This is a genomic window from Skermanella mucosa, from assembly GCF_016765655.2.
Taxonomy (GTDB): Bacteria; Pseudomonadota; Alphaproteobacteria; order Azospirillales; family Azospirillaceae; genus Skermanella; species Skermanella mucosa.
In genome coordinates this window covers 236,120-261,270 of record NZ_CP086106.1, presented here as the reverse complement: position 1 = coordinate 261,270, position 25,151 = coordinate 236,120, and the positions used below count along the sequence as shown (strand labels likewise).

20 protein-coding genes are annotated in these 25,151 nt (G+C 69.8%); 14 read left to right on the top strand and 6 right to left on the bottom strand.

What is annotated here, in order from left to right; genetic code table 11:
- Positions 1-133: 133 nt before the first annotated feature.
- The 3 genes from JL100_RS01175 to JL100_RS01165 are packed head-to-tail and all read left to right on the top strand — an operon-like array spanning position 134 to position 3,942.
- Entirely contained in the window at positions 134-1,792 is a 1,659-nt protein-coding gene (locus JL100_RS01175) for a glucan biosynthesis protein (RefSeq protein ID WP_202685006.1), read from the top strand.
- 42 nt (positions 1,793-1,834) lie between these two features.
- Positions 1,835-3,766 carry a glucans biosynthesis glucosyltransferase MdoH gene (gene mdoH / locus JL100_RS01170; protein ID WP_202685007.1) on the top strand — a complete coding sequence of 644 codons (1,932 nt, stop codon included), beginning with the start codon at positions 1,835-1,837 and terminating at the stop codon, positions 3,764-3,766.
- The gene (locus JL100_RS01165) at positions 3,754-3,942 is read left to right on the top strand and encodes a DUF1289 domain-containing protein (RefSeq protein ID WP_202685008.1); all 189 of its coding nucleotides are present in this window, start codon (positions 3,754-3,756) and stop codon (positions 3,940-3,942) included. Before mdoH ends, JL100_RS01165 begins: the two co-directional genes overlap by 13 nt.
- Positions 3,943-3,946: 4 nt before the next feature.
- Here the strand turns inward: JL100_RS01165 and JL100_RS01160 are convergent, their stop codons facing one another.
- Entirely contained in the window at positions 3,947-5,083 is a 1,137-nt protein-coding gene (locus tag JL100_RS01160) for an alpha-D-ribose 1-methylphosphonate 5-triphosphate diphosphatase (protein WP_202685009.1), read from the bottom strand.
- A gap of 119 nt (positions 5,084-5,202) precedes the next feature.
- Between JL100_RS01160 and phnF the strand changes: the two genes are divergently transcribed.
- Positions 5,203-5,925: a phosphonate metabolism transcriptional regulator PhnF gene (gene phnF, locus JL100_RS01155; RefSeq protein ID WP_202685010.1), complete on the top strand. Its 723-nt coding sequence runs from the start codon at positions 5,203-5,205 to the stop codon at positions 5,923-5,925.
- Between the two features lie 78 nt (positions 5,926-6,003).
- Entirely contained in the window at positions 6,004-6,537 is a 534-nt protein-coding gene (locus tag JL100_RS01150; RefSeq protein WP_202685011.1) for a hypothetical protein, read from the top strand.
- A gap of 199 nt (positions 6,538-6,736) precedes the next feature.
- Here the strand turns inward: JL100_RS01150 and JL100_RS01145 are convergent, their stop codons facing one another.
- The gene (locus tag JL100_RS01145; protein ID WP_202685012.1) at positions 6,737-8,185 is read right to left on the bottom strand and encodes an aldehyde dehydrogenase family protein; all 1,449 of its coding nucleotides are present in this window, start codon (positions 8,183-8,185) and stop codon (positions 6,737-6,739) included.
- Positions 8,186-8,428: 243 nt separating this feature from the next.
- Between JL100_RS01145 and crtI the strand changes: the two genes are divergently transcribed.
- From crtI to JL100_RS01105, 8 genes are read left to right on the top strand one after another with little or no spacing between them, the layout of a single operon-like run.
- Positions 8,429-9,982 (top strand): phytoene desaturase family protein, encoded by a 1,554-nt coding sequence (gene crtI, locus JL100_RS01140; protein WP_202685013.1) that lies wholly within the window; start codon positions 8,429-8,431, stop codon positions 9,980-9,982.
- Positions 9,979-11,553 (top strand): phytoene desaturase family protein, encoded by a 1,575-nt coding sequence (locus JL100_RS01135; protein WP_202685014.1) that lies wholly within the window; start codon positions 9,979-9,981, stop codon positions 11,551-11,553. Before crtI ends, JL100_RS01135 begins: the two co-directional genes overlap by 4 nt.
- Complete coding sequence (locus JL100_RS01130) at positions 11,550-12,335, top strand: lysophospholipid acyltransferase family protein (RefSeq protein ID WP_202685015.1); 786 nt, start codon at positions 11,550-11,552, stop codon at positions 12,333-12,335. The genes JL100_RS01135 and JL100_RS01130 overlap by 4 nt, the downstream gene beginning before the upstream one ends.
- Complete coding sequence (locus tag JL100_RS01125; protein ID WP_202685016.1) at positions 12,335-13,459, top strand: glycosyltransferase; 1,125 nt, start codon at positions 12,335-12,337, stop codon at positions 13,457-13,459. The genes JL100_RS01130 and JL100_RS01125 overlap by 1 nt, the downstream gene beginning before the upstream one ends.
- A 54-nt stretch (positions 13,460-13,513) precedes the next feature.
- Positions 13,514-14,599, top strand: a complete 1,086-nt coding sequence (locus tag JL100_RS01120; protein ID WP_202685017.1) for a type III polyketide synthase — start codon at positions 13,514-13,516, stop codon at positions 14,597-14,599.
- A complete protein-coding gene (locus JL100_RS01115) occupies positions 14,596-15,312 on the top strand; it encodes a methyltransferase domain-containing protein (RefSeq protein WP_202685018.1) in 717 nt (238 codons plus the stop codon). The genes JL100_RS01120 and JL100_RS01115 overlap by 4 nt, the downstream gene beginning before the upstream one ends.
- Positions 15,309-16,412: an NAD(P)/FAD-dependent oxidoreductase gene (locus JL100_RS01110; protein ID WP_202685019.1), complete on the top strand. Its 1,104-nt coding sequence runs from the start codon at positions 15,309-15,311 to the stop codon at positions 16,410-16,412. Before JL100_RS01115 ends, JL100_RS01110 begins: the two co-directional genes overlap by 4 nt.
- Complete coding sequence (locus tag JL100_RS01105) at positions 16,409-17,080, top strand: DUF1045 domain-containing protein (protein WP_202685020.1); 672 nt, start codon at positions 16,409-16,411, stop codon at positions 17,078-17,080. The genes JL100_RS01110 and JL100_RS01105 overlap by 4 nt, the downstream gene beginning before the upstream one ends.
- 233 nt (positions 17,081-17,313) lie before the next feature.
- Here the strand turns inward: JL100_RS01105 and JL100_RS01100 are convergent, their stop codons facing one another.
- The 4 genes from JL100_RS01100 to JL100_RS01085 are packed head-to-tail and all read right to left on the bottom strand — an operon-like array spanning position 17,314 to position 21,454.
- A complete protein-coding gene (locus JL100_RS01100; protein WP_202685021.1) occupies positions 17,314-17,799 on the bottom strand; it encodes a DUF1622 domain-containing protein in 486 nt (161 codons plus the stop codon).
- A gap of 43 nt (positions 17,800-17,842) precedes the next feature.
- Entirely contained in the window at positions 17,843-19,162 is a 1,320-nt protein-coding gene (locus tag JL100_RS01095) for a tetratricopeptide repeat protein (RefSeq protein WP_202685022.1), read from the bottom strand.
- A gap of 18 nt (positions 19,163-19,180) precedes the next feature.
- Positions 19,181-19,960 carry an SDR family NAD(P)-dependent oxidoreductase gene (locus tag JL100_RS01090; RefSeq protein WP_202685023.1) on the bottom strand — a complete coding sequence of 260 codons (780 nt, stop codon included), beginning with the start codon at positions 19,958-19,960 and terminating at the stop codon, positions 19,181-19,183.
- 57 nt (positions 19,961-20,017) lie between these two features.
- Entirely contained in the window at positions 20,018-21,454 is a 1,437-nt protein-coding gene (locus tag JL100_RS01085; protein WP_202685024.1) for an amidase, read from the bottom strand.
- A gap of 163 nt (positions 21,455-21,617) precedes the next feature.
- Between JL100_RS01085 and JL100_RS01080 the strand changes: the two genes are divergently transcribed.
- Entirely contained in the window at positions 21,618-25,145 is a 3,528-nt protein-coding gene (locus JL100_RS01080; protein ID WP_202685025.1) for an ATP-binding protein, read from the top strand.
- Positions 25,146-25,151 lie beyond the last annotated feature (6 nt).

The window sequence follows — 25,151 nt, the reverse complement described above, 5'->3', positions numbered from 1 at the left end:
GGCAACTCTGTCGCGGCTACTCGCCATGCTTTGGCCGCAACGCCGCCATAATCAGAGGCAGCCCTTTTTTGTCATGCATCCCGGGACTAATTAACAGCGTTGAGTGTTTTTCTTCCCGGATGTACGGGCCGCCATGGCCTGCATCGTCCACCACCGGATCCAGTCAGGATACATGAACGACGAACCGCTCCGCCCGCGCCCTTCGCCGGGTTTCGACCGCCGCAAATTCCTGCTCGCCACGGCCGGCGCCGGTGCCGCCGGCCTGCTGCCGTTCGGGCCCGCCCTGGCCCAGGACGCCGGCCCGCAGCAGGGAACCGCGCCGGGGACGCCGGCCGCGCCCGCTCCCGCGTTCACCTTCGAGACGGTGCAGGGTCTCGCGCGCGATCTGGCGGAGCGGGACTATTCGGACGACCAGGGGCGGGTGCCGCAGCCTCTGCGCGACCTGTCCTACGACCAGTACCGCGATATCCGGTTCAAGCCGGACCAGGCGGTCTGGCGCGGCGACAAGCTGTTCCAGCTCCAGTTCTTCCATCTGGGCTTCCTCTACCAGCGCCCGGTGCGGATCAACCTGCTGCAGGAGGGCCGGGCCAACCTGGTCGAGTACCGTCCCGGCATGTTCGACTACGGCGCCAACCGGTTCGGCGGCGACCTGCCGGCCGACCTGGGTTTCGCCGGGTTCCGGATCCATTATCCGCTGAACCGGCCGGATTATGCCGACGAGCTGGCGGTCTTCCTCGGCGCCAGCTATTTCCGGATCCTCGGCCGCAACCAGATCTACGGCAATTCCGCGCGCGGGCTGGCGGTGGACACCGCGGCGCCGAGCGGCGAGGACTTCCCCGCCTTCCGGGAGTTCTGGATCGAGGAGCCGGGCGCCGACGCGACCCAGCTGACTCTCTACGCCCTCCTCGACAGCCGGAGCGCCACGGGAGCCTACCGTTTCGTGCTGCACCCCGGCACCGATACCCAGGCGGACGTGACGGCATCGGTCTACCCGCGCCGCGACATCGCCAAGCTGGGCGTAGCGCCGCTGACCAGCATGTTCTTCTTCGGGGAGAACCGGACCCGCACCTTCGACGATTTCCGGCCGGAGGTGCATGACGGCGACGGACTGCAGATCGAGACCGGGCGCGGCGAGTGGATCTGGCGGCCGCTGACCAATCCCCGGGACCTGCGGGTCAGCTCGTTCAGCGACGAGAACCCGCGGCGCTTCGGCGTGGTCCAGCGGGACCGCGACTTCGGCCACTACCAGGACCTCGAATCGCTTTACCACCGGCGGCCCAGCTACTGGGTCGAGCCGGCCGGAGAGTGGGGCAAGGGACGGATCGAGCTGGTCGAGATCCCGACCGAGGAGGAGATCAACGACAATATCGCGGCCTACTGGGTGCCCGAGCGCCCGGTCCGCGCCGGCGAGGGGCTGGACTTCGCCTACCGCCTGCGCTCGGTGCTGGAGACGCCCGGTCAGCCGCCACTGGCCCGCGTGATCTCCACCCGGATCGGGTCGGCGCGGGTGCCGGGGCGGCCCGACCTGCCGGAGGATGGACGCCATTTCGTGCTGGAGTTCCAGGGCGGCGAGTTGGAAGCCCTGCGGCCCGAGCAGCCGGTGGAGGCCGTCGTCACGACCACGGCCGGCGAGCTTCGGCCGGTGATCGCCCACCGCAACGGGGAGACCGGCGGCTGGCGGGTCTTCTTCGACCTGCTGCCCGACGGCAGGCCGGCCGACATGCGCTGCGTGCTGCGCCTGCGCGGGCAGGCGATCAGCGAGACCTGGGTCTATCTCTGGTCGCCCGCCTGATTCCCGACAAAGCTGCACTGCATTTCCGAAGGAAAAACGTCCATGTCAGACGCCAAGACCCTCCGGCGCACGGCGCTCTGGCGCCGGACGCTTTATTTCGCGCTGGTGATCCTGTCCACGTTGGCGGCCTCGTACCTGATGGCCGACGTGCTCAGGGCCAACGGCTTCACCGCGATCGAGATGGCGATCTTCGCCCTGTTCACGATCAGCTTCGCCTGGATCTCCACCTCGTTCTGGACGGCGACCGTGGGCTTCCTGGTACGGCTGGTCGGGCGCGACCCCGCCGGCCTGGACCCGACCAGGCCGGTGGACCTGACCGCCCGGACGGCGATCATCATGCCGATCTACAACGAGGATCCCGACCGGGTCTTCGCCGGGCTGGAGGCGAGCTGGCGCTCGCTCCAAGGCACCGGGGAGGACCGGCATTTCGACCTGTTCGTCCTCAGCGACACCCGCAAGCCTGAGATCGCGCAGGCCGAGGAGGCCGGCTGGGCGGCGCTGTGCCGCCGGGTCGGCGGCGAGGGGCGCATCTTCTACCGCCGGCGCGAGGACAATACCGGCCGGAAGGCCGGCAACATCGCAGATTTCCTGCGCCAGTGGGGAGCCGCATACGACCACATGCTGGTGCTCGACGCCGACAGCGTGATGTCGGGCGACACCATGGTGGCGCTGTCCAAGCTGATGCAGGACAACCCCGGCACCGGCATCATCCAGACCCTGCCGGCGCCGGTGAACCAGGAGACCCTGTTCGGCCGCATCCTCCAGTTCGGCAGCCGGCTGTACGGCCCGGCGCTGGCGAGCGGCCTGTCCTGGTGGCAGCTCGGCGAGGGCAACTACTGGGGCCACAACGCGATCATCCGGACCGGCGCCTTCATCGAGCATTGCGGGCTGCCGGTGCTGTCGGGCCAGGCGCCGCTGGGCGGCGAGATCCTGAGCCACGATTTCGTCGAGGCGGCGCTGATGCGGCGCGCCGGGTGGCAGGTCTGGATCGTGCCGGAGCTGGGCGGAAGCTTCGAGGAGCTGCCGCCGAACAGCATCGACTATGCCGTGCGCGACCGCCGTTGGTGCCAGGGCAACCTGCAGCACCTGCGCCTGCTGCCGACCCGCGGCCTGCATCCCCTGAGCCGGCTCCACCTGATCATGGGCGTACTGGGCTATGTCTCGTCGCCGCTGTGGCTGCTGCTGCTGACGCTCAGCACGGTCGACATCCTGCACCAGACGGTGACCGGCCACAGCTATTTCCAGCCCGGCTACAACCTGTTCCCGGACTGGCCGGTCTCGAAGATGGCGGAGACCATCTCGCTGTTCGGCGTCACCATCGCGATCCTGCTGCTGCCCAAGCTGTACAGCCTGATCCTGACGGTGGCGGACCCGACGCTCCGGCGCGGTTTCGGCGGGGCCGGCAAGCTGTGGGGCAGCGCTTTCCTGGAACTGCTGTTCTCCATGTTGCTGGCGCCGGCCATGATGCTGTTCCACACCCATTTCGTCGTTGCGACCCTGATGGGCCGCAGCGTGACCTGGAACGCCCAGGCGCGCGGCGAGCGCGGCCTGAGCTTCCGCGAGGCGTTGGGCCGGAACGGGCTTCACGTGGCGCTGGGCCTCGCCTGGGGCGCCTTGGTGCTGAACGTGGCGCCGGACTTCTTCTGGTGGCTGGTGCCGGTCATCACCGGCCTCGTCCTGTCGGTCTGGCTGACCGTCTGGACCAGCCGGACCGACGCCGGCCAGGCGGCGCGCCGCGCCGGCCTGTTCCTGACGCCGGAGGAAACCGACCCGCCGGCCGAACTGCGCCGCTTGGCGGCGGCCGAGGCGGAGCCCATTCCCGACATGGATGCCGCCGGCATCCTGCGGGTGCCGCCGACCCGGCCCAGCGCGATCATCGAGCAGAGCCTGACCAACTGGTCTCCCCGTGGTTCAGGTAAAGGCGACCTGAAGAACGGGCAGCAATCCGGCATCAGGGAATCATGGCAAAGCTGAAAACCAGGAACCCCTGCACCGACGTCTGCAAGTACGACAGCGACAAGGTCTGCAAAGGCTGCGGCCGCACCCGGACCGAAGTGAAGGCGTGGAAGTCCTTCTCCGACGAGGAGAAGGACGCCATCAACCGCCGGGTCCGCGAGACCCACCTCAAGGGCAAGGACAAGAAGAAGTAGGGTCTCAGACGACGCGCCGGCCCTCGCGCCAGACCGTCAGCACCACCGGCAGGTCGCCGTCGAGCCTGACCCGGATCAGGTCGGCGCGGCGGCCCGGCTCGATCACCCCGCGGTCGGGCAGGCCCAGCATGTCGGCCATGTTGGCGGTCACCGTGGCGATCGCCCCGTGCAGCGGGACGCCGACGGCGCCATGGAGCAGGAACGCGGCATGCAGCAGGCTCGCCGGCACATAGTCCGACGAGAGCCCGTCCAGCAGCCCCTGCCCCGCCAGTTCCGCCGCCGAGGCGTTGCCGGAATGGGAGCCGCCGCGCACCAGGTTGGGGGCGCCCATGATCACCTGCATGCCGGCCTGCCGCGCGGCCTGGGCCGCGTGGAGGGTCGTCGGGAACTCCGAGATCGTGATGCCGGCGGCCACCGCCTCGGCGATATGATCCTCGGTGGTGTCGTCGTGGCTCGCCAGCCGCAATGCCCGCGGGCGGGCCAGTTCCAGGATCCGGTCGCGGTGCAGGCGGGCGTAGCGGTGCTGGCTGTCGATCCTGCTGTCCAGATGGGCCTGGAACTCCGCCTCGGTCCAGTTCTTGGATCGGTAGAACAGGCGGTACTTGGACATTTCCGCCCATTGCCGCTGCCCCGGCGTGTGGTCCATCAGCGACACCAGCCGCAGCAGGGGATGGTCGGCGAACTGCTCGAAGATCTCCACCACGCCGGCGTCGGAGACCTCGCAGCGCAGGTGGATCAGATGGTCGGCGCGCAGCAGGCCCTGCCCGGCGCAGGTGCCGATGGCCCAGACCGCGTCGGCCAGCATCCGCCGCCGCTCCCCGCCGCTGTCATAGTCGCCGACCGACACCGCGTCGAACACGGTGGTGATGCCGGCGCCGGCGACCTGGAGGTCATGGGCGATCACCGCGGCCTTAGGCGACGGCCACATCACGCCGGGGCGCGGCGAGAAATGCTTTTCCAGGTTGTCGGTATGCATCTCGATCAGGCCGGGCAGCAGGAAATCGCCTTCGAAGTCCAGCGCGCCGGGAAGGGTGCCGGCCGAGTCGTCGATCGCCGCGATCACGCCGTCGCGGATCGAGAGGCTGCCGGTCGCGATGCCGTCGCGCCCGACGATGCGGGCATTGGTGATGTTGGTTTCCATGCCCTCGCGAACCGTCTATGAAGGGATTCATCTAGATGACTGCCGATGCCCGAGTATGTGAAGCGGCGGCGGCGATGTAAACAATCCATATCGGCAACCTTACCGGGGACGCAGCCTCCATGAACCTCGACCGCGGCGCCGGCATCGCCCTGTGGCGCCAGATCGCCGAAGAACTGCATGGGGACATCGAGCGCGGCACCTTTCCGCCCGGAAGCCGCCTCGCCACCGAGGAGGAGCTGGCCGCCCGCTTCGGGGTCAACCGGCACACCGTCCGGCGGGCCTGCGCCCTGCTCCAGGACCAGGGGCTGGTGCGGATCGAGCAGGGCCGCGGCACCTTCGTGCAGGAGGGCGTGATCGACTATCCGCTGACGGAGCGGACCCGCTTCAGCGAGAACATCCGCAGGCAGGCGCGCACTCCGTCGGGCGAGGTGCTCCGCGCGGCGGTGATTCCGGCCGACGCCGCCGCGGCCAGGGCGCTGGGCCTGGCGGTCGGCGACCCGGTGGCACTGGTCGAACTGCTGTCTCTGGCCGACGGCCAGCCGATCGGCATCGCGGCGCACCATTTCGCGGAGGCGCGCTTCCCCGACCTGATCGCCACGTACCACGAGGCCGGCCGGATCACCGAGACGCTGCGCCGGCTGGGGGTTCCGGACTACACCCGCAAGACCACGCGGGTGACCGCGCGGCTTCCCGACAGCTACGAAATGCGCCACCTGAGGATCGCGCGGACGACCCCGGTCCTGGTGACCGAGGCGGTCAACATCGACCCAGTCGGCCGACCGCTGGAATTCGGCGTGGCACGGTTCGCCGGGAACCGGGTGCAGGTGGTGGTGGACGGGTGAGCCATCGCGGCTCCATCCCGGAATTATTATTTTGGCCAGCTGTTCATGTAATTGTGCATCTGATTTTCAGGCAATGTCATGAACGCGCGCAGCGCACTCGTCATCTTGTCGCTTCTGGTCATGTCCTGTGTGCCGACCTCCGGCGAACGCTATTCTTCGGACCGGGGTGGATACTCCGGCCGAAGCCAGGTTCAGGACCTTCGCTGGGCCTGCCAAGCCGGGAACCGGCGTGCCTGCGTAGCACTGGGGGCGGCCGTCGAGCGGCAACAGTATGCCCGGCAAGACCCCTGGGATCGGCACGACCGCTGGGGCCGGCGCGACCGTGACTGGCATCGCCATGACCGCGACAGCCGCTACATGCCGCAACCTCGCGTCCAGCGCGACAACCCTCCACCCAACCCGGGGCTGGCCGCCGAACGGCGCCGGGATGCCGAACGCAACCGGACCATGGACCGCAACGACCGCGACAACCCCTTCCTGAACGATCCCCGCTTCCAGCGCGACAGCGATCCTCGCAACCCTGGCCCATCCGCCCAACAGCGTCAGGGCGGCGGCAACGACCGCGACAATCCTTTCCTGAACGATCCCCGCTTCAACGGCCCTGCGCAGTGATTTCCATGGAGGGTGTGTCGGGACCAGCCAGGCATTCACCCCAGCAGCGGAGCGGAGTGCGGTAGGTCGGCCTTCGCTCGTCAGGGCGAACGCCGACACTTTGCTTCAACGCTCCGGCCGCGCTGTCGGCGTCGGCCTTCGGCCGAGGCCGACCTACGATAAATCAATCAAGAACGCTGCGCCGAGCCGCTAGCGGGATTCAACCCCGCCCCATAAGACCCCGCACCAGCCGCTTCACCGCCGGCAACCGCGCGCCGCGGCCGTGGGCGGCTTCGATATAGTCGAACATCATGGCCGCGTCGGACGGACCCAACGGATCGTAGTGCGGGCGGAACCGGCCGCCGCGCACCGCGACGGCCTTCAGCGCGGTCATTTCCAGCAGCCCTTCCGCCCCGCGCGTCGTGCCGAAGCCGCTGGCGCCGCGTCCGCCGAACGGCAGCCTGGGATCGGCGGTCGGGACGATCAGGTCGTTGACCGTCACCGCCCCGGCGCGGATGCGGCCGGCCAGCGCCAGGGCGTGGTTCTCCGGGCCGAAGACCGCCGCTCCCAGGGCGTAGCCGCAGTGGGAAGCCGCCGCCAGCGCGTCCTCCTCGTCGGCGACCGGCACCAGGGAGAGGACGGGCGCGAAGATGTCCTCGCGCAGCAATCCCAGCTCGGGCACCGCATCGGCGACCAGCAGGGGTGCCATCTCCGGCTCCGTGGCGCGGAACGGCCGGCCGATCAGGCGGCAGCCAGCGGCCTCCGCCTCCTCCACGAGGCGTGCGACCTGCTGCCGGATGCGCTCCGGCACGGCGACGGGCGGCGCTACCGCGAGCAGCGGCGTCAGCCGGCGCTCCAGGTCGAGCGCCAGCTGCCGGGCGGCGAAGACCCGGCGGGGCGCTATGCAGGTGGCTCCGCCGTTCAGCCGCACCCCGTAAGCCAGCGCCCGGACCGTCATATCCGGGTCGGCGCCGGGAAGCACGAAGACGGCGTCGTTGCCCGACAGCTCCATCACCGCCGGCGTCAGGTGCTCCGCCAGGTCGGCCAGCACGCGCCGGCCGGTCGCGACCGAGCCGGTCAGCACCACCTTATCCACCCCCGCGGCGATCGCTTCCCGCCCCCCCTCGACCGAATCGTCCAGCAAACAACACAGGCCGTCCGGCAATCCCGCCTCGGCGAGCAGGCCGAGCAGCGCCTCCATCGGAGCGACGCAGCCGGGCGCGGGCTTGACCAGGACGGCGTTGCCGGCGGCAAGCGCCTGGACGATCTGGACGCCGGGCAGGAACAGGGGATAGTTGGACGGCGCGATCACCAGCACGACGCCCAGCGGGTCGCGCCGGATCTCCGCCGCCACGCCGAACAGCCAGGCCGGCCGGCCGCGCGATCCCAGCCTGCGGGGCGCCAGCAGGGCCGCCGCCTCCCGCTCCAGGAACCGGCAGGCGTCGAGCAGCGGCAGGATCTCCAGCGCCGCCGTCTCGCCCGGCGCGCGGCCCGGACGCTCGCCGACCGCGTCGGCCAGGGCGCGGGCATCGCGCGCGATCAGGCGGCGCAGCCGGGCGACCACGTCCAGCCGGCCGGCCACGGCGGTCCGTTCCCAGGCGACCTGGGCGGACCGCACCTCCGGAATAATCTCGGCGATGCCAAGAGGGTGCTGGACTTCGGGAATCATCAATCCAGTTTCTGTCGTGCCATGACGATCCATTATGCCCCATTCCTTCCGGCGGACTCTCGCCAAACTCCCCATCGATTAAAACCAATCGAAAGAGTTTACCCATTCGCTCGCGAAACGCCTTTGACTGGGCTGGAAATGGGCAGATACGTCGAACCTTGCCTCATTCAACAAACAGGGAGCGGATTCCAGAATGCCGAACGGGTCCCCGTATCCAGTGTCGCGAAGCCATGGTGACACGCCATGAGCCGCCGGATCGTGATCGTCGGTGCGGGACCGGGCGGTCTCGCGTCAGCCATGCTGCTGGCCAAGACGGGAGCCGACGTCACCGTCGTTGAGCGGCTCGACCGGATCGGCGGCCGTTCGTCCACCATCGAGGCTGAGGGCGGCTACCGGTTCGACATGGGTCCGACCTTCTTCCTGTACCCCCGCGTCCTCAAGGACATCTTCGCCGCCTGCGGCAAGGACCTGGACCGCGAGGTGGACCTGATCCGGCTCGACCCGCAGTATCACTTGGTTTTCGAATCCGGCGGCGAGCTGAAGGCATCCGGCAACCCGGCCACAATGGCGGAACAGGTCGCCAAGCTGTGCCCGGCCGACGCCGCCAACCTGCCGCGCTTCATGGCCGACAATCGGCGCAAGCTGGCGGCATTCCGCCCTGTTCTGGAGAAGGCGTTCTCCAGCGCGCTCGACCTGCTCGACCCGGCGCTGCTGAAGTCGCTGCCGCTGATGCGGCCGCACCAGTCGGTCGATGCCGACCTGGGCCGCTATTTCTCGGACCCGCGGGTGCGGCTGGCGTTCTCGTTCCAGAGCAAGTACCTGGGCATGTCGCCGTTCCGCTGCCCCAGCCTGTTCACCATCCTGTCCTTCATGGAATACGAGTTCGGCGTGTTCCATCCGCGCGGCGGCACCGGGGCGGTGATGGCGGCGATGGCGCGGGCCGCGACCGACATGGGTGTCCGCATCCGCCTGTCCGAACCGGTCGAGGAGATCCTGTTCGAGGGCCGGAAGGCGGTCGGCGTCCGCACCCCCGCCGGCGAGTACAAGGCCGACGCGCTGGTGCTGAATTCCGACTTCGCCCAGACCATGAGCCGGCTGGTGCCCAACCACCTGCGCCGGCGCTGGACCGACGAGAAGATCGAGCGCAAGAAATTCTCCTGCTCGACCTTCATGCTCTATCTCGGGATCGAGGGCGAGTTGCCCGACCTGACCCACCACACGATCTACCTGACCAAGGACTATGCCCGGAACATCAAGGAGATCGAGGACGGGCTCGAACTTCCGGCCGAACCCAGCTTCTATGTCCAGAACGCCTGCGTCACCGATCCGGAGCTGGCGCCGAAGGGGCACAGCACGCTCTATGTGCTTGTCCCGGTCGCCCACCGCACCGGCGTGATCGACTGGCAGCGGGAGAAGGCGCGCTACCGGTCGCTGGTGCTGAAGCGCCTGGAACGGATTGGCCTGACGGACATTGAGAAGCGCATCCGCTACGAGAAAGTCCTGACGCCCGAGGGATGGGAGAACGACATGCAGATCTACCGCGGCGCCACCTTCAACCTGGCCCATTCGCTGGACCAGATGCTCCATCTGCGGCCGCGGAACCGCTTCGAGGACCTGGAAGGCGTCTATCTCGTCGGCGGCGGGACCCATCCCGGCAGCGGCCTGCCGGTGATCTTCGAGAGCGCCCGCATCACCAGCCGCCTGATGGCCGACCAGCTCGGGCTGTCGCATGACTGGGAGGCCGGGACCCGCATGGCGGCCGGCCAGTCGGCCCTGATCGAGGAGCGCGCATCATGAGCGGCGGGACGGAAGGCAGGATCGGCGTTATCGGCGGCGGGCTGGGCGGACTCGCCGCCGCCTGCACGCTGGCGGCGCGCGGCCACAAGGTCGTGCTGTTCGAGGCGAACGCCTGGGCCGGCGGCAAGGCCGCGGTGCTGGAGGAGGGCGGCTTCCGCTTCGACATGGGGCCGACCATCCTGACGGTGCCGCGCGTGCTCCGGCGGATCTTCGCCGAGGCCGGGCGCGACCTGGACCAGGAACTGGACCTCGTGCGGCTCGACCCGCAATGGCGCTGCTTCTTCGAGGACGGCTCCGTCCTGGACCTGGTCGAGGACGTCGAGACCATGGCGGCCGAGCTGGACCGCTACGCGCCGGGCAGCAATTCCGGCTCGGGCTACCGCGACTTCATCGCCCGCTCGAAGCGGCTGCACGAGGTGTCGGACCGCTTCTTCTTCTGGAAGTCGGTCGAGGACATCAAGGACACCCTGAACTTCAAGGCCAACCTCAACGCCTCCACCCTGTCGGACGTGCTGAGCCTGCGCATGGGCTCCACCGTCGCCGGCACGGTGCGCAAGCATGTGCCCGACGCCCGGATCGCCCAGATGCTGGACCATTTCGTCCAGTATGTCGGCTCATCGCCCTATGGCGCTCCGGCGGTGCTGTGCTCCATCGCGCACATGCAGACGGACGGGGGCGTCTGGTATCCCATGGGCGGCACCCGCGCCGTGCCCATGGCGCTGGAGAAGCTGGCCCGAGAGCTGGGCGTCGAGTTCCGGCTGAACACCGGGATCCGGAAGATCCTCACGTCCCAGGGCCGCGCCACCGGGGTGGAGACCGCGTCGGGCGAGACCGTGGGACTGGACGCCGTGGTGTCGAACATGGACTCGGTCAGGACCTACCGCGAGCTGGTCGGCGGCGAGGTCGGCGTCAATTTCGAACGGAAGCGGAAGCCGGAGCCGGCCTGTTCCGGAGTCGTGCTGTATCTGGGGCTCGACCGCGCCTACGAGCATCTGGCTCACCATGACTTCGTCTTCTCCCGCGATGCGGAGGAGGAGTTCGACTGGATCTACCACAAGGGCGAGCCGGCGCCGGACCCGACCTGCTACATCGCGGCCCCGGCGCGGACCGAGCCGGGCGTCGCCCCGCCCGGCGGCGAGGCGCTCTATGTCCTGGTCCACACCCCCTACCTGCGCCCGCACCACGACTGGTCGAAGATGCTCCCGGCCTACCGGCGGGTCATCCTGGACAAGCTGGCGCGGACCGGCGGGATGAAGGACCTGGAAAGCCGCATCAAGGTCGAGCGCTGGCTGACGCCCCAGGACATCCACGACCGCTACCGCGTGCTGAACGGCGCCATCTATGGCCTGGCCAGCCATGGCAGGTTCTTCGGCGCCTTCAAGCCGGGCAACAGGAGCCGCGAGTTGGCCGGCCTGTACCTGGCGGGCGGCGCCGCCCATCCGGGTCCGGGCATGCCGATGGTCATGATGTCGGGCTGGATCGCGGCCGACACGCTGGACCAGGACATGGGCGGCGCCGTGCAGCCGGCGACGTTCGAGACGGCTCCCCGGCCGACGGCCAGCGTGGCATGACGCCGGCCGAGGCGGTGCGGTCATCACGGTCGCCCCGCATCGTCCGGCTGTTCGGCCCCTACATGTGCCGCTACGTCGCGCGCCGCTTCCACGGCGTGCGGCTGGCGCGCGGCACGCTTCCCGACCTTCCCCCCGACCGGCCCGTGATCGTCTGTTCCAACCATCCCTCGTGGTGGGACCCCGCGATGTTCATGGTGCTGGCGACGCTGCGCTTCCCCGAACGCTTCGGCTACGGCCCGATGGAGGCGAAGGCGCTGGAGCAGTACGGCTTCATGCGCCGGATCGGATTGTTCGGGATCGAGCCGGGCACGCCGCGCGGTGCCGCGACCTTCCTGAAGGTCTGCACCGGGCTGCTGGACGATCCCCGCACCATGCTGTGGATCACGGCGGAGGGGAACTTCACCGATGCCCGGGTCCGGCCGGTCTCCCTGCGCCCCGGCATCGCCCATCTGGCGCGCCGGGTCGAGGGTGCCTCGGTCGTCCCGCTGGCGCTGGAATATCCGTTCTGGGACGAGCGCACGCCCGAGGCGCTATGCCGCTTCGGGCCGGTGATGCGGAGCGGCGGCGGCACGGTCGAGGAATGGCAGACCCGGCTTGAAGCGACGCTGGCCGAAACCATGGACGCCCTCGCCGCCGACTCCATGACCCGCGACCCCGCCCGATTCGAGCCGCTGATGCGCGGCGCCGCCGGCGTCGGCGGCGTCTACGACCTGTGGCGCCGCGCCAAGGCGCTGGCCCGCGGCGAACGCTTCCACCCCGAACACGGCAGGGATCACCCGTGATGGAGAATTTCGCCTGGGTCTGCGCCTGGCTCGCCATGATTCCGGCCGTGATGACGGTGTGGAACCTGCTGCTCTACCGCCCGCCGCCGAAGTCCGGCCAGGCGCCGGCCGGAGGGTGGCCCGGCGTTTCCGTGCTGATCCCGGCCCGCAACGAGGCGGACAAGATCGAGGCTTCCGTCCGGGCGGCGCTGGCGAACGGCGGGCTGGACCTGGAGGTGGTCGTGCTGGACGACCACTCCACCGACGGCACGGCCGACGTGGTGCGCGCGATCGGCGATCCGCGGGTGCGGGTCGAGCAGGCCCCCGCCCTTCCCCCGGGATGGTCGGGCAAGCAGCATGCCTGCTGGCATCTGGCGAAGCTGGCCCGATATCCGTTGCTGGTCTTCGTCGATGCCGACGTGAGGCTGGCGCCCGACGGCCTTGCCCGCATGGCGGCCTTCATGGCGAAGCACCCGGCGACCGGCCTGGCCAGCGGCTTTCCGCGCCAGGAAACCGGGACATGGCCGGAGCGGCTGGTCATCCCGATGATCCATTTCCTGCTGCTGGGCTACCTGCCCTTCGTCGGGATGCGGCTGTCCGGGGCGCCGGGGCTGGGGGCCGGATGCGGCCAGCTCTTCATCGCCCGCGCCGACGCCTATGCCCGCGCCGGCGGCCATGCCGAGATCAAGCAGTCGCTGCACGACGGGATCAAGCTGCCGCGCGCCTTCCGCCGCGCCGGCATCCATACCGAGCTGTTCGACGCCGACGACGTCGCCACCTGCCGCATGTACCGCAGCGGGACCGAGGTCTGGCAGGGCTTCACCAAGAACGCGACCGAGGGGATGGCGACCCCCGTCGGTCTGCCGGTCTGGACCGCCCTGCTGGCCGGCGGCCATATCCTGCCGTTCCTGCTCCTCCTCGGCGGGCCGCCCGAAGCGCTGTTCCCGGCCTGCGTCGGTATCGCCGTGGCGCTCGGCACCCGGCTGGCCCTGGCGTTCCGCTTCGAGCAGAGCATCGCCAGCGCCTTCCTGCACCCCGTCGGCGTCGCGATCATGCTGGCGATCCAGTGGTCGGCCCTGTGGACCTCGCTGCGCGGCCGGCCCTCCACCTGGCGCGGGCGTGCCTATCCCACGGGCGAGTCATGATGATCGGGCCGCCCGACTGTTGCAGCTGCAAAGACCGTATGACCGGAGCCCCGGATGCCTACCGCCGCCTACATCAACGCGATCGGAACCGCGGTTCCAACCCATGACGTCCACGACAAGTTCGTCAGCTACGCCCCGGCCCTGCTGACCGACGAGCGCCTGCGCAAGCTGTTCCGCCGCATGGCGGAGCGGTGCCAGATCGAGCACCGCTATTCCTTCTTCGAGCCGGACCCCGACCCGGAGGTCCTGGACACCGGCGGCTTCTTCACCCGCGGCGCCTTTCCCGACACCGCCACCCGGATGAAGTTCTACGAGGGCCACGCGCTCGGCCTTGCCACCGCCAGCCTGGAAGCCGCCGGGATCGAGCGGCACCGCGACGGGATCACCCACCTGATCGTCACTTCCTGCACCGGCTTCTACGCCCCCGGACTGGACCTGGAGCTGGCGCGGCACTTCGGCCTGGACCCGTCGGTGGAGCGGACCATCATCGGCTTCATGGGCTGCTACGCCGCCATGAACGCGCTGAAGGCGGCGCGGCACATCGTCCGGTCGGAACCCGCCTCGAAGGTCGCGATCGTGAACCTGGAGCTCTGCACCCTGCATCTCCAGGAAACCGCGGATATCGAGGAGGTGCTGAGCTTCCTGATCTTCGCCGACGGCTGCTCCGCCTGTCTGGTCAGCGCCGAGCCGGACGGGATCGAGCTTCAGGGGTTCCGGGCCACCGTGATCCCCGGCAGCGCCGACCAGATCACCTGGCATATCGGCCGCCATGGCTTCGACATGCGGCTGGCCGGGACCGTCCCCGGCACCATCGGGCAGGGGCTTCCCGACGCATTGCCGTCGATCCTCCAGGGCCGCAGCCCGTCCGACGTGGAGCTGTGGGCGGTCCATCCTGGCGGACGCTCGATCCTGGACGCGGTCGCCGGGGCCATAGAGGGAAAGGGCGACCAGCTCGCCGACTCGCGCGCGATCCTGCGCGACTACGGCAACATGTCGTCGGCGACGGTCATGTTCGTGCTGAAGCGCATGCTCGACCGCTTCCGCGACACCGGCATGGGCGGCAACGGGCTGGGCTGCGCCATGGCCTTCGGGCCGGGGCTGACGGCGGAAAGCATGCTGTTCCGCCTCGCCGCGGCATGACCGCGGCCACCGACCTGTCCCGGCGGAGCACCCGGCCGGAACTGATGGACACGGAGGAGGTCGGCTTCGAGGAGTTCCAGCACTGCCTGCGCGACCTGCGCCGGATCAACCTGTGTACCCTGGCGTACCGCCCGACCCTGTCGTGGCTCGACCGGGTGGTGAAGCGGACGGGGCGGCGCAGGCTGCGCATCCTGGACGTGGGCTTCGGCTATGGCGACATGCTGCGGGAAATCCACCGCTGGGCCGGCCGGCGCGGCGTCGAGGTCGAGCTGTCCGGGGTTGACCTGAACCCCTGGTCCGCCCGGGCGGCCGGTCTGGCGACCCCGCCGGACGCCGGGATCGATTATCGGGTCGGCGATCTGTTCGACCTGCCCGAGGACAACCGGACCGACGTGGTGATCAGCGCGCTGTTCACCCATCACCTGGAGGACGAATCCCTGGTCCGCTTCCTGCGATGGATGGAGGGCCGCGCCGGTCTCGGCTGGTTCAGCAACGACCTGCACCGCCACGCGATCTCCCACGCCTTCGCCCGCGCGATGGTCGCCACGCTGCCGGTCAACCGTCTGGTGGTCCACGACGCCCCGCTTTCGGTGGCGCGGGCCTTCACCCGGGCCGACTGGGAGCGCGTGATCACCGAGGCGGGATTCGCGCCGGGAGACGTCTCGATCGAGTGGTTCACGCCGTTCCGCTACGGCGTCGGCCGGATCAAATGAACTCCGCGATCCATGACGCCGTGATCGTCGGCGGCGGACCCGCCGGCGCCGCGGCGGCCTGCCTGCTGGCGAAGGCCGGGCGCTCCGCCGTGCTGTTCGAGCGCGAGACCGGCCCGCACCACAAGGTCTGCGGCGAGTTCGTCAGCGTCGAGGCCGCCGGGTATCTGAGGAAGCTGGGGCTGGACCTGCACCACCTCGGCGCGCTGCCGATCCATTCCGTCCGACTGGTCCGAGGGCGGTCGGAAACCACCACCCGCCTGCCCTTCCCCGCCTTCAGCCTGTCGCGCGAGGTTATGGACGAGGCGCTTCTCCGGGCGGCTGCGGATAGGGGCGCCGAGATCCGGCGCGGCGTGACGGTCCGCTCCCTGGCCGAAGGCGAGGATCGCGTCACGCTCCAGGCGGACGGGCCGGTCGCCGCCCGCGCGGCGCTGCTGGCGACCGGCAAGCACGACCTGCGCGGCCACCGCCGGCCCCCCGGCTCCATCAACGACCTGATCGGGTTCAAGCAGTATCTGACGCTGGCGCCGGAACAGGCGGCGCGCCTCGCCGGCCATGTGGAAGTGCTGCTATTCCCCGGCGGCTATGCCGGGTTGCAGCCGGCGGCGAACGGAAGGGCCAACCTGTGCCTGGTGGCCGCCAAGCCTGTCCATGACCGGGTCGGGCGGCGGTGGGAGACCCTGCTGGACCATCTTCGCGAGGAGTCTCCCGCCTTCGCGGACCGGCTGGCCGGCGCCACGGCGTGCTGGGAACGGCCCCTGTCGATCTATGGCATTCCCTACGGCTTCGTGCATCGGGCCGGCATCCCGTCGCGGCGGCTGCACCGGCTGGGCGACCAGCTCGCGGTGATCCCGTCCTTCTGCGGCGACGGCATGGCGATCGCCCTCCACTCGGCCTTCCTGGCAGCCGGCCGGGTGATCGACGGGCAGCCGGCGCTGGACGGGTCGGCTTTCGCCGGGCAGATCCGCACCGCCACGCTGCTGGCGCAGGCGATCCGCCGCCCGGCGCTCCAGGGTCTCGCCGCCGGTGCCGTGCGGCTGGCGCCGGGACTGCTGAAGGCGATAGCATATGCTACCCGCGTTCCCGAAGAAGCCGTCCCATGACCGCCCGCTACGCCCTCTATTTCGCCCCGCCCCCGGACAGCGCCCTGTGGAAATTCGCCGGCCGCTGGCTCGGCCGCGACGCGGCGACGGGCGAAACCCTCGATCCCCCGGACGGCGTGCATCCGGACTGGACCGCCGATCCGCGCCGTTACGGGTTCCACGCTACCCTGAAGCCTCCCATGGCGCTGGCGCCGGGCCGGGACGAAGCGGAACTGCTGGCGGCGGCCGAGACCTTCGTAGCGGATCACCCGCGTTTCACCGTGCCTTCCCTCCGCTTGGCGGAACTGGGCCGATTCCTCGCCCTGATCCCCTCGGCCCCATCCGGGGATCTCGACGCGTTCGCCGCCGACTGCGTGCGATTCTTTGACCCGTTCAGAGCGCCCCAGTCGGCGTCCGACCTGGAAAAGCGCCGCGCCCACGGGCTGACGCCGCGCCAGGACGAGCATCTCCGGCGCTGGGGCTATCCTTATGTCTTCGAGGAATTCCGCTTCCACATGACCCTGACCGGCAGCCTGGACGACGATGCCAGGGCCGCCGCCAGGACCCTGCTGGAACCGGCGGTGGCGCCCTTCACCCGGGACCCGCTGGAGATCGACGCCCTGTCCGTGTTCAAGCAGGACACCCGCGACGCCCCGTTCCGGATCATCGCCCGGTTCGGCCTGCCATAGACGACTTTGGGGCGGGAAGAAGAGAAATTAGCCACAGATGCACGCAGATGGACACAGATACTTATCAATATCTTATCTGTGTCCATCTGCGTGCATCTGTGGATAGATAATAATACTTGCCCCGGACGATTCTGAACCGGAAGAAAAAGAATTGGCCACAGATTACGGCGATACACTCAGATCATCCAGGCCGCATCTTTGTCCATCGCTGTAATCTGTGGCAAGAACTTGAATCACATTTGCGACGTTCCCGCTTTGCCGCCCGGATCGGTTCCCTGCTTCTTGATCCGGCTTTCCTGCCAGGGCCAGTGGCCCTTGATCTCGACTTCCAGGGAGAAGCTGAGGAAGGTCCGGATCAGGACGATCACTCCGAGGGCGCCGACGGTGTTGAAGTCCAGAGGGGCCGCGACCGTGGCGATGATGTCGGCGGCGACCAGAAGCTCCAGCCCGATCAGGATGCCGCGGCCGAGATTGGCCCGGTACCGCTCGTAGGAATCGTCCCAGCCGGCGGCACCGAAGCCGTCCCGCAGGAAAAGCGCCGTGGCGATGGTCGCCCCCAGAACGATCACGGCGATCCCGACCGCCTCGATCGCGCTCGTGACCAGTTCCGCCAGATGGACGACCGTGCTGCGGGACTCGGACAGGAAGCCCCCGGCCTCCTGGGCGAAGGCCGCGGAGGCGCCGAACAGGCCGCAGAAAAGCAGGAAGGCCGCGAGCATGGGAAAGGTCCTGTGTGTCCGATCCTCCGGGGAACGGGCTTGCTCACCCAAGGTTCAGGCGTTTTTCCGTAAGCAGGCGGTTGAACCGGCTGCGGGGCTTCAGTTCGATCCGCCGCGCCGCCAAGTCTCGTGCGGTCTCCGTCCGGCAGGCCCGCTGCGCCGCCTCCAGCAGGGTCAAGGCTATGACGTCGCGCTGGGCGTCGCTGCCGCCGAAGCGGCGGGAGATCGCCGGCAGGGGCAGCAGCAGGTCCGTCGCGGCGGCGTAATCGCCCCGGCCGAACGCCAGCAGTGCCAGGCACGCCGGCAGGCCGACCTCCCGCGTCATCGCGGCGTTGGTGCCGGTTCCCGCCACCCGCGCCGACAGGGTCGCGGCCAGCCGGCTCGCGGCAGCATCCCGTCCGGCCGCGACGAAGGCCATCATCGCGTGCATGTCGTTGAAGGCGTAGTAGCCGTCGCCGGCCATGGGCTCCCAACCGTCGGCGACCTCGCGCCAGCGGTCGCCGGCGTCGATGCCGGCCAGGTGCAGCCGCCACAGCAGCGCCGTGGCGTCGGACAGTTCCAGCCCGATCGCCTCCGGCCGCGGCCGGACATGGCGGTCGTAGATGTCCAGCACGGCCGCGGTCTCGCAGCGGTCGAGATGGTGCAGCGCCAGATGCCACCAGTTATGGACCGCCAGCAGGTTGTCCGGCGCCCAATCGGCCTCTCGGTCCGCCATCCAGGCGATGCCCTCGTCCGATCGGCCCTGCATCTCCATCACGTGGGCGACGGCGTGGATCGCCCAGGGATTGCGCGGGATCAGTTCGACCGCCCGGCGCCCCGCCTCTTCCGCCGCGGCGAAGTCGCCGTTCTCCTCCAGCCCGAAGGCGTGCATGCCCAGCACGAAGCCGTGGCCGGGCAGATCCCGGTCGCATTGCGCCAGCACCCCGGCCGGCCGGTCGCGGAGCGCCGCCGCATTGCCGACGAAGAAATCGCACTGATGGGCGAACTGGAGGGCGGCCAGGTCGCCGGGATGATCCTCCAGCACGCGCCCGTAGAGTTCGGGCGTGCGGTGGAAGTCGCCGTCCAGCCAAGCCCGCGCCGCGGCGATGTGGCCGCGCTCCCTGTCGTTGGCCGTTCCCGCCAGCGCCTCCGCCGCCTCGACGCTGCGGCGCAGTTCCGGCCCGACCGACTTCTGCGCCGCGATCAGCAGCAGCCCGGCGCGGAAGCAGTGACCCATGACGAAATCGGGGCGCTCCTCCAGCGCCCGGTCGATCACCGCCAGCGGGTCGGTGAAGTAGCCGTTCATCAGGGTTACCGCCGCGTCGAGCCGCTCCACCGCCGCGGGGTCGTCCGTCGAAAGGGGCTCACCCCGCCGGTCCCTCATGGCACCCTCCTGGCCGGCTCAGAGGCCCTTGGTCGAGCCGCCGTCCACGTCGATCAGGGCGCCGTGGATGAACTCGCCGCCCTCCCCGGCCAGGAACTCCACGACCGAGGCGATCTCGTCCGGCTCGCCGAACCGCATGACCTTCTGGGCCTGCACCATCCGGCTCGCCGCTTCCTCCGTGTCGATGCCCTGGGACTGGGCGAACTGGCGGATGCGGGTTTCCAGCCGCTCGGTCCGGATCGGTCCGGGATTGATGCCGTTGACCCGGACGCCATCGGCGAGACCCAGGTCGGCCAGCGCCTTGGTGAAGTTCATCAGGCCGGCATTGACCGAGCCGCCGATGGTGAACTCGGCCGTCGGGGTCCGCCCGCCCGAGCCGATGATGTTGATCACCTGCCCGCCGGTCCGCTTCAGGTGCGGCCAGGACGCCCGCGACAGCCGGACCGCGCCGAAGAATTTCAGCGCGAAGCCGTCCTGCCAGTCGTCCTCGGCGAGGTCCAGGAACGGCCCGCGCTTGGTCGCCCCGGCGTTGTTGACCAGCAGGTCGAGCCGGCCGAACAGGTCGACCGCGGTTTCGACCAGCGTCTCGGCAAGGTCGGGCTCGCGCAGGTCGCCGTGCAGGATCTCGATCCGCTGCCCGGTCTCGCGGGCGAGATGGCTCGCCAGGGTCTCCAGCGCGGTCGCCGTCCTGGAGGTGATCAGCAGGTCGAAGCCGGCTTCGGCCAGCGCGGTGGCGATGGCCTTGCCGATCCCCCGGCTGGCTCCTGTCACCAGGGCGACGCGGGTCTCTTCCGTCATGGCGTTCTCCTTGCGGCTTCAGGCCAAAGGCGTGGGGGCCGCAGGAACCATACGGAGCTATGGGGTCTTTGCCAAGCCCGGCACCGGCCGCTCCAGCCCGGGAATTCCGGCCAGCAGCCGCTCGATCGCCCGGGCGACGCCCAGCACCGCGCGGTCGGCGCCGTAGCGGCCGCAAATCTGGATGCCGAACGGCGTTCCGGTCGCGTCCAGCCCGCACGGGACCACGACGATCGGATGGCTCAGCACGGTCAATCCATAGGTGATGGCGAGCCAGTGCATGTAATTCCGGGTCGGCGCCCCGTTGATCGTCTCCGGGTACCACTGCTCGACCGGGAAGGGCGGGACCGCCACGGCGGGGCAGATCAGCACGTCGACCCCTTCCATGAAGGTGACGAACCGGCTGAAGTACCGGGTCTGCTCGGACATGGCCCAGGCGATGTCCCGGATGTCGAGCTTGAGGGCCGATTCCATGTTGGCGACCACGTTCGGGGCCAGGGCGTCGCGGTGCTTCTCGAACTTCTCCCGGTGGGACCCGACGAAGATGACCGAGCGCAGGATCTCGAACACGGTGTCGATCCCGGCGAGGTCCGGCCCCTCCTCCGCCACGCTGCCGAACGCGCCGGACATCCGTCCGACCGCGGCCCGGAAGGTGGCGCGGATGCCGTCGTCCACCGGCGCGAAGCCCAGGTCCTCCGACACCGCGACGCGAAGCGACGCCGTGTCCACCTCCGGCAGGTTCAGGAAGGCCGAGGGGTCGGCGCAGCCGGGCAGCGGATCGCGCGGGTCGGTGCCGGCCATGGCCGACATCAGCAGGGCGGCGTCGGCGACGGTCCTGCCCATGGGGCCGTCCACCGAGGACGGCGACCAGGCGATGCCCCGGCGATCGCTGGGAACCATGCCGGGCGAGGGGCGGTAGCCGGTGACGCCGCAGAAGGCGGCCGGCGTGCGCAGGCTGCCGCCATGGTCCGAGCCGGTGGCGAGCGGGACCATGCCGCAGGCCAGCGCCACCGCGGAACCGCCGGACGAGCCGCCGCAGGTGCGGGCGGGATCGAAGGGGTTGCGGGTCGCCCCGAACACGGCGTTCCGGGTATTGGCGCCGGTGCCGAATTCCGGCGTGTTGGTCTTGCCCAGCACGATGGCGCCGGCCCGGCGCACCGCGGCGACGACCCGCTCGTCCTCGGCCGGGACATGGTCGGCATAGAGCTGGGAACCGTAGGTGGTGCGCACGCCGCCGGTGTCGCTCAGGTCCTTGATGCCGATCGGCAGCCCGTGCAACGGTCCCAGCGGGCCGCCGCCCATGACGGCCGCCTCGGCCTCGGCGGCCTCCATGCGCGCCCGGTCGAAGCAGCGGCTGACCAGGGCGTTGACGGTGGGGTCCACGGCCTCGACTCGGCGGATGCAGGCATCCACCAACTCGCGCGGGGAGATCTCCTTGCGTCCGATCATCCGCCGGAGGGTGACGGCGTCGAGATCGCACAGGTCCTGGGAAGTCATCACGTTTCCTCTTTTCTGCCGGTCCCCGGGGGCCGGTTCGCGTGCCTTTGCTACGCTGTCTATCAATCACGCCTTGCGGAGTCCCGGCAATTTGGAGAAATTGTCGTCCCGGATCTTTTGGATTAGCCTTTTCAGCAACGCGCCCGCGGCCAGGATCACCGACATGCCTCACGCCAGCCAGATCCCGGTGCCGTCCGCCGGGGAGGCGCAAGCCGCACCGCAGTCGCTGCTGCGCTGGATCTGGCGCTCCTACCTGCGCGCCGCCCTGATCCCGCTGCTGTTCGTCGAACTGGCGCTGATCGGGGTCTATCTCTTCTCCAACGCCCTGATCCGGGACGAGAACCTGGAGGCGATGCGCGCCGTCGCCCGCGACCAGCTGACGCGCACCGCCCGGCAGGAGGCGGAGACGCTGAACGCGACGCTGGCCGGGATAAGCTCCGCGACGGCCCTGCTCGCGCGCCAGGCGGAACTGGCCTACCGCACGCCCTGGGAGCCGTCGCCGGAGGAGGTCGGGCGCTACGCCTACGGGCCCCTGGGGTCGTGGTACACCACGCGCGACATCGGCCAGGGAGCCGCCTTCTACAGCGGCATCGTGCCGGTGGGCGAGGCGGAGCGGGCCAAGGCGCTCCGGCTGTCCCAGCTCGATCCGTTCCTGAAGAACCTCCAGCAGACCAACCCGCTGATCGTCCAGGCCTATCTCAACACCCGGGACAGCCTCAACCGCATCTACCCGTATTTCGACGTGTCCGGCCAGTATGCCGAGCTGATGGACATACCGTCCTTCAATTTCTACTACGAGGCTGACGCCGCCCATAATCCCGACGGCCGGACGGTCTGGACGGACGTCTACGTCGATCCGGCGGGCAGCGGCTGGATGGCGTCGGCCATAGCCCCCGCCTATGTGGACGGCGCGCTGGAAGGCGTGGTCGGCGTGGACGTCACGGTGGGCCGGTTCGTCGAGCGGATCGCCGGGCTGGAACTGCCCTGGGACGGCTATGCCGTCCTGCTCAACCGCGACGGCGTGCTCCTCGCGGTGCCGCCAGCCGCCGAGCGCGATTTCGGGCTGACCGAACTGACCGAGCACCATTACGACAAGGCCATCATGGCCGACACCTTCAAGCCGGACGACTTCAACATCTTCCGGCGGCCGGACCTGAAGCCGCTGGCGGCCCTGGTCGGGGCCTCCGCCGCCGGGGCCGGCACCCTGGCGCTCGACGGTGCCGCCGGGGGTGGAAACGGCGATGGCGGGTCGCGCCTGGCATCCTGGGCGACCATCGGCGAGACCGGCTGGAGGCTGCTGGTGCTGGCGCCGGAAAGCAGCATCTTCGCCGACGCGACGGCGCTGAAGGACCGGTTCGACCGCATCGGCCTGATGCTGATCGCCGCCGTGACCCTGTTCTATGCCGGGTTCTTCGCACTTCTGTACCGCCGGGCCCAGGGCATGAGCCGCGCGATCTCCCGCCCGCTGGGCGAGGTCGACGCGATCACCGACCGGATCGGCGCCGGCCAGGACCTGGAACAGGCGCCCCGCTTCGGCATCCTGGAGCTCGAACGGACCGCCGACCGCATCGTGGCGATGGGACACCGGCTGGCCGACCACCGGCGGGCCATCACGGCGACCACCGACGCGCTGGAGGCACGCAACCGCCTGCTGGCGACCATGCTCGACACCGTGCCGGTGCCCCTGTTCATGATCGGCCCGTCCGGCCGCTATATCGGCTGCAACGGCCATTTCGCCGCGTTCGCCGGGGTGCCGCGCGACCAGGTGGCGGGACGGACGCCGGCCGACCTGTTCGGGGAGGCGGCGGCACAGTTCGGCCGCGACGCCTCGGGCACGACGGCGAGCACCGGTTCGGACGGCGGCGCGATCCGCCAGTACGAGGCGGTGCTGCACAACGCGGCGGAGGGCGAGGATCGCACGGTGATGGTCGGCGAAGCCGGCTTCCGCGGGGCGGACGGCGCCGATGCCGGCATGATCGGCACCTTCTTCGACGTGACCGACGCGCAGCGCGCCGCCGACACCCTCCGTCGCGCCAAGGAGCAGGCCGAGGCGGCGGACCGCAGCAAGTCGGAGTTCCTGGCGAACATGAGCCACGAGCTGCGCACGCCGCTGAACGCCATCATCGGCTATGCCGAGATGCTGGCCGAGGACGCCGGGGACCGGGGGGACGAGGCCTACGTTCCCGACCTGGAGAAGATCCGCTCCAGCGGCAAGCACCTGCTGGCCCTGATCAACGACATCCTCGACCTGTCCAAGATCGAGGCCGGCCGCATGTCGGTCGACATCGCGCCGTTCGACGCCGACCTGCTGGTCGAGGAGGTCCGGGCGATCTCGGCCCCCCTGGCGGACGCCAACGGCAACCGGATCGAGGTCGAGGCCGGCCCTCCCCTGGGGATCGTCCTGTCCGACCAGACCAAGCTTCGGCAGATGCTGCTGAACCTGGTGGGGAACGCCTGCAAGTTCACCTCCGGGGGAGTCATCCGCATTTCCTCCCGCGGCATCAGGGCGCCCGCCCCTGCCGTGGAGTTCACGGTGAGCGACACCGGCATCGGCATGACGCCGGAGCAGCTCAGCCGGCTGTTCCGCCGTTTCACCCAGGCCGACGCCTCGACCACGCGGCGCTACGGCGGGACCGGGCTGGGACTGGCGATCAGCCGGCATTTCGCCGACATGCTGGGCGCCCGGATCAACGTGTCGAGCGAGCCCGGCAAGGGCAGCGCCTTCACCATAACCCTGCCTGCGGAGTTCAGGGGCACGGCGGCCGCGCCGCCCGGAACGGCCGCGGAGGACTCACGGCCGGATGCCGCGGCACCCGGTCCGGCGGGCGATCCTGATCCGGCGGCGCCCGGCCGGACGGTCCGCGTGCTGATGATCGGCGACGACCCCGACCTGCACGACGCGGTCGACGGCGTCGTGGAGCGCCGCCGAGCCGCCGACCGCCTGGCCGATCCGCTGGCCGGCATATTGATGGTTCTCCATGCCTTCGGCGGGACCGAGGGGCTTCGGATGGCCCGCGCGCTGCGTCCGGACATCCTGGTGCTCGATGCGGAACTGCCCTGCCGCGACGGCCGGTCGCTGCCGGAAAGCCTGCTCGCGGAATTCGGCATGGCTTGCCCGCCGCAGATCCTGCTGGTGCCGTCGGGTTCGGAACCGATCCCGTTCCATCTGCTGGCCGACGCCGCCGAGTGCCTGGCCAAGCCCGCTTCCGCCGACGCCATCGCCGAGGCGATCCGCCGCGTCGCCGGCACCGACGCCCCGATGCCGTCGGCGCAGGTCGCCAGCGCCTGCGACGTGCTGGTGGTCGATGACGATGCCGCCGCCCGGGACGTCTTGCGCCGGACGCTGGAACGCGCAGGCTTCACCGTCGCCGAGGCCGAGGACGGGCTGGCGGCACTAGACCGGATGCAGACCCGCCGGCCGCTGGCCGTGGTCCTCGACCTGGACATGCCGGTGCCCGACGGCTTCCGGGTGCTGGAGATGATGCGCGGGGACGGCCGGCTCAGCGGCATTCCCATCGTCGTGGTGACCGCGCTGGACCTGGACGAGGAGCAGGTTGTCCGAATGGACGGGCAGGTTGATCGTGTGTTACGTAAAGGTGCATATGAACGGGACGATCTGGTCAGGACGGTCCGCCGGCTGATCGTCGGGGAACTGGCCGATCGCGAACTTGCAGATCTTGCGGGACCGTGACGGGAG

Excerpts from the sequence above, each read along its gene's own strand:
- JL100_RS01090 (WP_202685023.1), bottom strand. The coding sequence starts at position 19,960 with ATGACGGAAGAGACCCGCGTCGCCCTGGTGACAGGAGCCAGCCGGGGG.
- phnF (WP_202685010.1), top strand. The coding sequence starts at position 5,203 with ATGAACCTCGACCGCGGCGCCGGCATCGCCCTGTGGCGCCAGATCGCC.
- JL100_RS01095 (WP_202685022.1), bottom strand. The coding sequence starts at position 19,162 with ATGAGGGACCGGCGGGGTGAGCCCCTTTCGACGGACGACCCCGCGGCG.
- JL100_RS01115 (WP_202685018.1), top strand. The coding sequence starts at position 14,596 with ATGACCGCGGCCACCGACCTGTCCCGGCGGAGCACCCGGCCGGAACTG.
- JL100_RS01110 (WP_202685019.1), top strand. The coding sequence starts at position 15,309 with ATGAACTCCGCGATCCATGACGCCGTGATCGTCGGCGGCGGACCCGCC.
- JL100_RS01165 (WP_202685008.1), top strand. The coding sequence starts at position 3,754 with ATGGCAAAGCTGAAAACCAGGAACCCCTGCACCGACGTCTGCAAGTAC.
- mdoH (WP_202685007.1), top strand. The coding sequence starts at position 1,835 with ATGTCAGACGCCAAGACCCTCCGGCGCACGGCGCTCTGGCGCCGGACG.
- crtI (WP_202685013.1), top strand. The coding sequence starts at position 8,429 with ATGAGCCGCCGGATCGTGATCGTCGGTGCGGGACCGGGCGGTCTCGCG.
- JL100_RS01105 (WP_202685020.1), top strand. The coding sequence starts at position 16,409 with ATGACCGCCCGCTACGCCCTCTATTTCGCCCCGCCCCCGGACAGCGCC.
- JL100_RS01145 (WP_202685012.1), bottom strand. The coding sequence starts at position 8,185 with ATGATTCCCGAAGTCCAGCACCCTCTTGGCATCGCCGAGATTATTCCG.
- JL100_RS01135 (WP_202685014.1), top strand. The coding sequence starts at position 9,979 with ATGAGCGGCGGGACGGAAGGCAGGATCGGCGTTATCGGCGGCGGGCTG.
- JL100_RS01160 (WP_202685009.1), bottom strand. The coding sequence starts at position 5,083 with ATGGAAACCAACATCACCAATGCCCGCATCGTCGGGCGCGACGGCATC.
- JL100_RS01125 (WP_202685016.1), top strand. The coding sequence starts at position 12,335 with ATGGAGAATTTCGCCTGGGTCTGCGCCTGGCTCGCCATGATTCCGGCC.
- JL100_RS01150 (WP_202685011.1), top strand. The coding sequence starts at position 6,004 with ATGAACGCGCGCAGCGCACTCGTCATCTTGTCGCTTCTGGTCATGTCC.
- JL100_RS01130 (WP_202685015.1), top strand. The coding sequence starts at position 11,550 with ATGACGCCGGCCGAGGCGGTGCGGTCATCACGGTCGCCCCGCATCGTC.
- JL100_RS01100 (WP_202685021.1), bottom strand. The coding sequence starts at position 17,799 with ATGCTCGCGGCCTTCCTGCTTTTCTGCGGCCTGTTCGGCGCCTCCGCG.
- JL100_RS01120 (WP_202685017.1), top strand. The coding sequence starts at position 13,514 with ATGCCTACCGCCGCCTACATCAACGCGATCGGAACCGCGGTTCCAACC.
- JL100_RS01085 (WP_202685024.1), bottom strand. The coding sequence starts at position 21,454 with ATGACTTCCCAGGACCTGTGCGATCTCGACGCCGTCACCCTCCGGCGG.
- JL100_RS01175 (WP_202685006.1), top strand. The coding sequence starts at position 134 with ATGGCCTGCATCGTCCACCACCGGATCCAGTCAGGATACATGAACGAC.
- JL100_RS01080 (WP_202685025.1), top strand. The coding sequence starts at position 21,618 with ATGCCTCACGCCAGCCAGATCCCGGTGCCGTCCGCCGGGGAGGCGCAA.